The organism is Streptomyces sp. NPDC029292 (genome assembly GCF_055569295.1).
On record NZ_JBVHXR010000009.1, the window covers coordinates 213,971 to 220,522 of the forward strand.

The window sequence follows — 6,552 nt, forward strand, 5'->3', positions numbered from 1 at the left end:
GATCCTCCGGCCCCGTATGTCCCGCTCAGGCGGAGACTGCGGGGCCGGATAGCGTGCACCTATGCTCGCCGAGCTCCTGGAATCACCACGCTCCGTAGCCGCGTCACGGGTAGCGGACCGCGGCTACTGGAGACGGCTGCTGCCCCTCCTCGCGCTGCTGGTCTGCGTCACCCGGGCCCCCTCCTTCGTGCGACCGCTGTGGAACCCCGACGAGGGCTATCTCGCCGTACAGGCGCGGATACTGGCGGACGGGGGAGAGCTGTACGAGACGGTCGTGGACCGCAAGCCGCCGCTCGTGCCGTGGCTGTACGAGGGAGCCTTCGCGGTCTTCGGTGACACATCGCTCACCTCGGTGCGGGTGCTGGCGATGGGGGCCCAGCTGCTGACCGCGCTGCTGCTCGCCTCGCTGGCCCGGCGCCGCTGGGGGAACACGGCGGGCCGCACGGCGGGCGTCCTGTACGTCCTGGTCTCCATCGGGCTCAACCCCGAGGACGCGCAGGCCGCCACCTTCGAGGTGTTCGCGCTGCCCTGCACCGCCGCCGCGATGTGGTGTGCGGACCGGCGCCGCTGGGGTGCGGCCGGGCTCGCCGTCGCATGCGCGTTCCTGGCGAAGCAGACCGGCGGGGCGGTGCTGGTGCCGGTGGTGTGGCTGCTGTGGCGTGCTGAGGCGCCTCCACGAAGTGGCTTGGTACGGCTGGCAGTTGGCGCCGTCGTTCCGGTCCTGTGCGCGGCGCTGCTCACCGACCCGGCGGGGTTCCTGTTCTGGACGGTCACCGGATCGGGCGCGTACGCCTCCTTCGCCGGCTCCGAACTCCACGTCCTGGTCCGTGGACTGATCAACACCGCGATCCTGGCGGCGGCCTGTGCGGGCCTGATCCCGCCGGTCGTCCGCGTGCTGCGCGTCGCCCGGACCGGTTCGGGCGAACTCTGGCTGTGGCTCGCCTCGTCGGTGGCGGCGGTGCTCCTGGGTTTCCACTTCTTCGGGCACTACTACCTGCAACTCATCCCGCCCGTAGCTCTGTTGGCGACGGCCGCGCTGCAGATCCTGCCCCGCGCCAGGATGGTGACCGCGGTCCTCACCTCGGCCTGCTGCTGCGCGCTGTTCCTGGCCTGGGGCCTGCTCGCCCCGCGCCCCGAACTCGTCCACGCCCAGCGGCTCGCCGACGCGATGGCCCGCCGCACCGGCCCGGGGGACCGGGTGCTCGTCTGGGGCATACACCCGGAGACGTACTGGCTGGCCGACCGCACCCCCGCCAGCCGCTATCTGACCGCCGGCCTCCTCACCAACTACAGCGGCGGCCGCAACGGCCCCCAGGTCGGCCAGAAGTACGCCGTCGAGGGCACCTGGCCGGTGTTCCGCGAGGAGATGGCCACCCACCCGCCGGCCCTCGTCGTCGACGACTCCCACCACAAGCCGTACGCCCCGGAGCGGGTGCCGTCGCTCCGGCGGCTGCTCGAGGCGGAGTACGAGGAGGTGGGGGCGGTCGACGGAGCCGTGCTGTACGCGCACACGGGTGATCGGGGCTGACCCGTCCTCCGTACCGGTGTTCAGGACGGGCCCCGCACCGCCCGCGGCCCCACCACCTCGGCCCCCGACTCACGCACCCGGCGGCACAGTTCGCGGTCCGCCGTGACGACCAGGCACGGGCGGCCCTGGGCCTCGGCCGCCAGCTCCGCGATCAGGTCGTCCCCGCTGCCGGGCGCGGCCTCCACCCGTACGCCGGGCACGGACTCCACGCCCTTGGCCGCGCCCTCCACCACGAGGACGATCTCCACGGGTCCGGGGTGCCCCGGAACGCCGTCCCGGGCGAGCCGGTCCCGCAGGCGTTCCGCGGCGCCCCGGCGGTCGCGCCACCAGCCGTCGGGGACGGAGCCGACGACGTTGGCGGCGTCGATGATCACAAGTGTCGTCACGGTGTTTCCTCCCGGACCGGGGTCGCCGGGTCCAGTGTGCGCCTCTCGGCCGATGAGCCGGCGTTCATGGAGATGAGTCGGCGTTCATGAAAGACGAGTCGGCGTTCATGGAGACGAGTCGGCATTCACGAAGCGGACGAAGTCCCGCCGGTCGCCGGTGACTTCTTCGCCGACTCGGGGATCTCGGAGTCGGTACGGATCGCCTTCCACAGCGTCGCCGCCTGAGGCTCGGCGGCCACCACCCGGTTCGGGTCGGCCTTGTCGTACGCCACCGGCAGCATGACCGTCTCCATGCCCGACGGGTCGATGCCCTTCATGCTCTGCCCGAAATCGGCCAGCGCGGTGAGGGAGGCGAGGTCCGAGTCGGTGGTGAGGGCCTCGGTCAGCTTGTCCGCGATCGTGTAGAACTTCGTGGGGCTGCCCAGCAGATCCTGCTTCTTGATCTCGGAGAGCAGGGCGATCAGGAACTTCTGCTGGAGCCCGATCCGGCCGAGGTCGCTGGCGTCGCCGTAGCCGTGCCGGGTCCGTACGAACTTCAGCGAGTCCTCGCCGTTCAGGCGGTGCGTTCCGACGCCGAGCTTCAGCCCGGACGTGATCGGCTGGTCGAGCGTGACGGTCACCCCGCCGATCGCGTCGACGATCTCCTTGAAGCCGGCGAAGTCCAGCTCGATGAGGTGATCGACGCGGACATCGCTCATCTGCTCCACGGTCTTCACCGTGCAGGCCGAACCGGCCTCGGAGTACACCGAGTTGAACATCACCCGCTCCTTGGCGGGCAGCTCCGTGCCGTCGGAGGTGGTGCACTCGGGGCGGGTGACGAGGGTGTCGCGCGGGATGCTCACCGCGACCGCCTCGGTCCGCCCCTTGGCTATGTGCACCAGCAGCGTGGTGTCGGACCTGGCCCCGCTCACCCGGGCCCCGTCGAGCGTGGCGTTGTCCCCGGCCCGCGAGTCCGAGCCGAGCACGAGCAGGTTCATCGCGTCCCCGGCCGCGTCGGTCCGCCGAGGCCGGTTCTTCTCGTCGCCCAGTGCCTTGTCCAGATCGACCGCGCTGTCCTTGAGGTGGGAGTCGAGCCGGTGGTACAGCCACCAGGCCGTCCCGCCGCCGAGCACCGTCACCAACAGCAGCCCGGCCAGCAGGACACGGAGGATCCTCCGGCCGCGGGTCCGGGGCCGCCCGACCCGCCGCCCGCGGGTGGGACGGTCGCCGGCGGGAAGGCGGGCGTGGCTCATGTCGCTCCGGTTTTCAATGGGTTCGTGGTGGATTTCAGTGGTTTTGGATCGGCGCTCCGCACCGGGCGGATGGCAGTGGGATGACTGAGACACACGAGGCGGGCGGAGGGTTGTACGCGCGGCCAAGTGAGAAGAGGCACGTGTGAACGTGTGTTTGAGATGTGAAGTTCTGTGTGAAATTTTTGTTAGCATCCCCTCTCTTGTTCGATTCGTGGGGAATCGAACTATCGCCTGCACGCCGGACCGCTGCGGCCGGTGCAACGGGGTTGGGAATGATGTCGTGAGCAGATCCTCCACCGTGGATCTCGTTGTTGTCGGACTTGGTTACGTGGGGCTGCCCCTGGCCCGTTCGGCTTCGGCGGCGGGGCTGAAAGTGGTCGGTCTCGACCGCAGCCGGCGCGTCGTCGACGGTCTGAACGGCGGCTGTTCGCACGTTGACGACATCACCGACGCCGAAGTCGCCGGGATGCTGGAGCAGGGCTTCGAGGCGGTCGACCGCGCCGAGGTCATCGCCGACGCCGCCGCGGTCGTCGTCTGTGTCCCGACCCCGCTCACCGAACACGGGGCCCCGGACCTCGGCGCGGTGCACGCCGCGGTCGACGACATCGCCGCCCACCTGGTGCCGGGCACGCTCGTCGTGCTGGAGTCGACGACGTACCCGGGCACCACCGACGAGGTGGTACGGCCGAAGCTCGAGGCCGGTGGCCTGCGCGTCGGCGAGGACTTCCACCTGGCCTTCTCCCCGGAGCGCATCGACCCGGGCAACGCCAGCTTCGGCCTGGAGAACACGCCCAAGGTCGTCGGCGGCATCACCGCGGACTGCACCAAGGCCGCACGCGCCCTCTACGAGCGGTTCGTGACGCGGGTGGTTGAGGCGAAGGGCACGCGCGAGGCCGAGATGGCCAAGCTGCTGGAGAACACCTACCGCCATGTGAACATCGCCCTCGTCAACGAGATGTCGATGTTCTGCCGGGAGATCGGCGTCGACCTGTGGGACGCGATCCGCTGCGCCTCCACCAAGCCGTTCGGGTTCGCCCCCTTCTACCCCGGCCCCGGAGTGGGTGGCCACTGCATACCGATCGACCCCAACTACCTCTCGTACAAGGTCCGTTCGCTGGGCATCCCGTTCCGCTTCGTGGAGCTGGCGCAGGAGATCAACCAGCGCATGCCCGTGCACGTGGTCAACCGGGCGGCCGACCTGCTCAACGACCAGGGCAAGGCGGTCCGGGGCTCCCGGATCCTGCTGCTCGGCGTGACGTACAAGCCCGACATCTCCGACCAGCGGGAGAGTCCGGCCCTGGCCGTGGCGCAGAACCTGCGCGCGCGTGGCGCCGAACTCGTCTACTTCGACCCGCGCGTCGCCGACTGGACGGTCGACGGGCTGCCGGTCGAGCGGGCGGAGGACTACCTGGCCGCCGCCACGGACGCGGACCTCACCGTCCTGCTCCAGACCCACCAGGAGATCGAGCTGGGGCTGCTCGCCGACCGCGCCCAGGTCCTGTTCGACACCCGTGGCCAGTCCGCCGATCACCCCCGGGTGGTCAAGCTGTGACTGCGGAGGAGGACAACTACATACCCGGGGCCGTCGATTCCGGCGGACGCCAGCGGCATCGCAAGCGCAGACATCTGAAGGTCTCGTACTTCGTCTTCCTGGGCCTGGCCGCGCTGATCGCCACCCGGCTCGACGCCGGTTCGCTGCACCTGTACTCGATGGGTGCGATGGTGCTGCTGTCGCTCAAGATGTTCGGGGCTCTCTTCTACCGTCCGGCCAAGGCGGGGCGGGAGGAGCTGGAGTACATCGAGAACGCGTGGGTCACCGCGGTCATGCCGATCTACAACGAAGACCCGGTGATGTTCGAGCAGGGCCTGCGCAGTCTCCTCGCGCAGAGCCGGCTGCCCAACGAGATTCACATCATCGACGACGCCAGTGCCGATGCCGGTGGCATCAGGATGGCCAAGAGAATGGCCCGCGAGTTCGAGGCTCTCGGTGTGAAGTACACGGTCAGTGTGCAGCCGGAGAACAAGGGCAAGCGCGAGGCCCTTGCCCTGGGGTTCGAGGCGGCGCCGTACACGGACATCTTCCTGTGCGTGGACTCCGACACGGTGCTCTCCCGGGACACCGTCCGCGAGTTGCTGCTGCCGCTGGCGGATGAGCGGATCATGGCCTCCACCGGCATGGTGCTGGCACTCAACCACGACAGCAACATCTTCACGCGCCTGCAGGACCTGCGGTACGGAAACTCCTTCCTCTTCGAGCGGGCCGCGTACTCGCGTCTGAAGTCCGTGCTCTGCTGCTGCGGCGCGCTGTCCGCCTACCGCGGGACCCTGGTCCGCAAGTACCTCCCGGACTTCCTCAACCAGCAGTTCCTGGGCAAGCCCGCCGTCTTCGGCGACGACCGGCGCATGACCAACTACTGCCTCATGGAGGGCCAGGTGGTCTTCCAGGAGACCGCCGTCGGCTACACGGCCGTGCCGGAGAAGCTGCCGCACTTCCTGCGCCAGCAGGTCCGCTGGAACAAGTCGTTCTTCCGCGAGTCCCTCTGGGCCTTCCGCCACCAGAAGAAGTACCGGCCCGCCTTCTGGCTGACCTGTATGGAACTGGGCCTGTGGCTGGTCTTCGGCTCGGCGATGTTCTACTCGATGGTCATCACGCCGATCCTCCACCCGGACCGGTTCGTCAACCACATCGGCGACTACCTCGTCTTCATGGTGCTCATGGGGTACCTGCGCAATGTGCGCTACCTCGACTTCCCCCGCCGGGGGATGGGCTTCATCAAGCGCTTCGGGATGTTCCTGCTCGCCCCGCTCTACGGTGTCATCCAGCTGACGCTGCTGACGCCGCTGCGCTTCTACGCCCTGTTCACTCTGCACAAGGGCAGTTGGGGCACGCGGCAGGGCGGCGTCGAGGTGTCCGTGGCCGGGGACCACGAGGCAGATGTGACGGAGATCTGGGAGGAAGAGGATCCGTACTCCGACAAGAAGGTCACCGAGACGCTGCAGCTGATGCGCCTCGAAGGCGTGGCCCTGGCGCGGACGGCTCCTCCCCGGTCGGCCGTCGTGTACGAGCAGCCGCTGCCGACCGGTCAGGACACGGGCCACCTCCAGGCCGTTCCGCAGCAGCGGGTGTCGTGGGGGGCTCCGGCGCAGGCCGGGCAGCCCGTGCAGCCGCAGAACGCCGAGTGGTACCCGGCCGACGCTCAGCAGCACCCCGGCCCGCACCAGCAGCAGTGGCCTGCCCAGCAGCAGGGTGAGTACGTGGACCCCTCCTGGCACCAGGGGCAGGGACAGGGGCACGGGCAGGGCTGGTAAGGACGAGACACACGTCGAAGGGGGGGGGGGGGGGGGGGGGGGGGGGGGGGGGGGGGGGGGAGAGGGGGGGGGGGGGGGGGGGAGGAGGGGGTGGGGA

The 6,552-nt window shown here is 69.6% G+C and carries 5 protein-coding genes; 3 read left to right on the top strand and 2 right to left on the bottom strand.

Annotation, left to right across the window (positions count from 1 at the left end; all coding sequences use genetic code 11):
• Positions 1-61: 61 nt before the first annotated feature.
• Positions 62-1,528: an ArnT family glycosyltransferase gene (locus ACZ4WS_RS21385; protein WP_467982560.1), complete on the top strand. Its 1,467-nt coding sequence runs from the start codon at positions 62-64 to the stop codon at positions 1,526-1,528.
• 20 nt (positions 1,529-1,548) lie between these two features.
• Here ACZ4WS_RS21385 and ACZ4WS_RS21390 read toward each other — a convergent pair whose 3' ends face one another.
• Complete coding sequence (locus ACZ4WS_RS21390; RefSeq protein WP_467982562.1) at positions 1,549-1,914, bottom strand: NTP pyrophosphohydrolase; 366 nt, start codon at positions 1,912-1,914, stop codon at positions 1,549-1,551.
• Positions 1,915-2,039: 125 nt separating this feature from the next.
• Positions 2,040-3,146, bottom strand: coding sequence for an LCP family protein (locus tag ACZ4WS_RS21395; RefSeq protein WP_467982563.1), 1,107 nt, complete (start codon positions 3,144-3,146; stop codon positions 2,040-2,042).
• Positions 3,147-3,426: 280 nt separating this feature from the next.
• Here ACZ4WS_RS21395 and ACZ4WS_RS21400 point away from each other — a divergent pair, with 280 nt between their 5' ends.
• On the top strand, positions 3,427-4,698 hold the full coding sequence (locus ACZ4WS_RS21400; protein ID WP_467982565.1) for a nucleotide sugar dehydrogenase: 1,272 nt from the start codon (positions 3,427-3,429) through the stop codon (positions 4,696-4,698).
• Positions 4,695-6,455 carry a glycosyltransferase gene (locus ACZ4WS_RS21405; protein WP_467982566.1) on the top strand — a complete coding sequence of 587 codons (1,761 nt, stop codon included), beginning with the start codon at positions 4,695-4,697 and terminating at the stop codon, positions 6,453-6,455. The genes ACZ4WS_RS21400 and ACZ4WS_RS21405 overlap by 4 nt, the downstream gene beginning before the upstream one ends.
• The last annotated feature ends 97 nt before the right edge of the window (positions 6,456-6,552 follow it).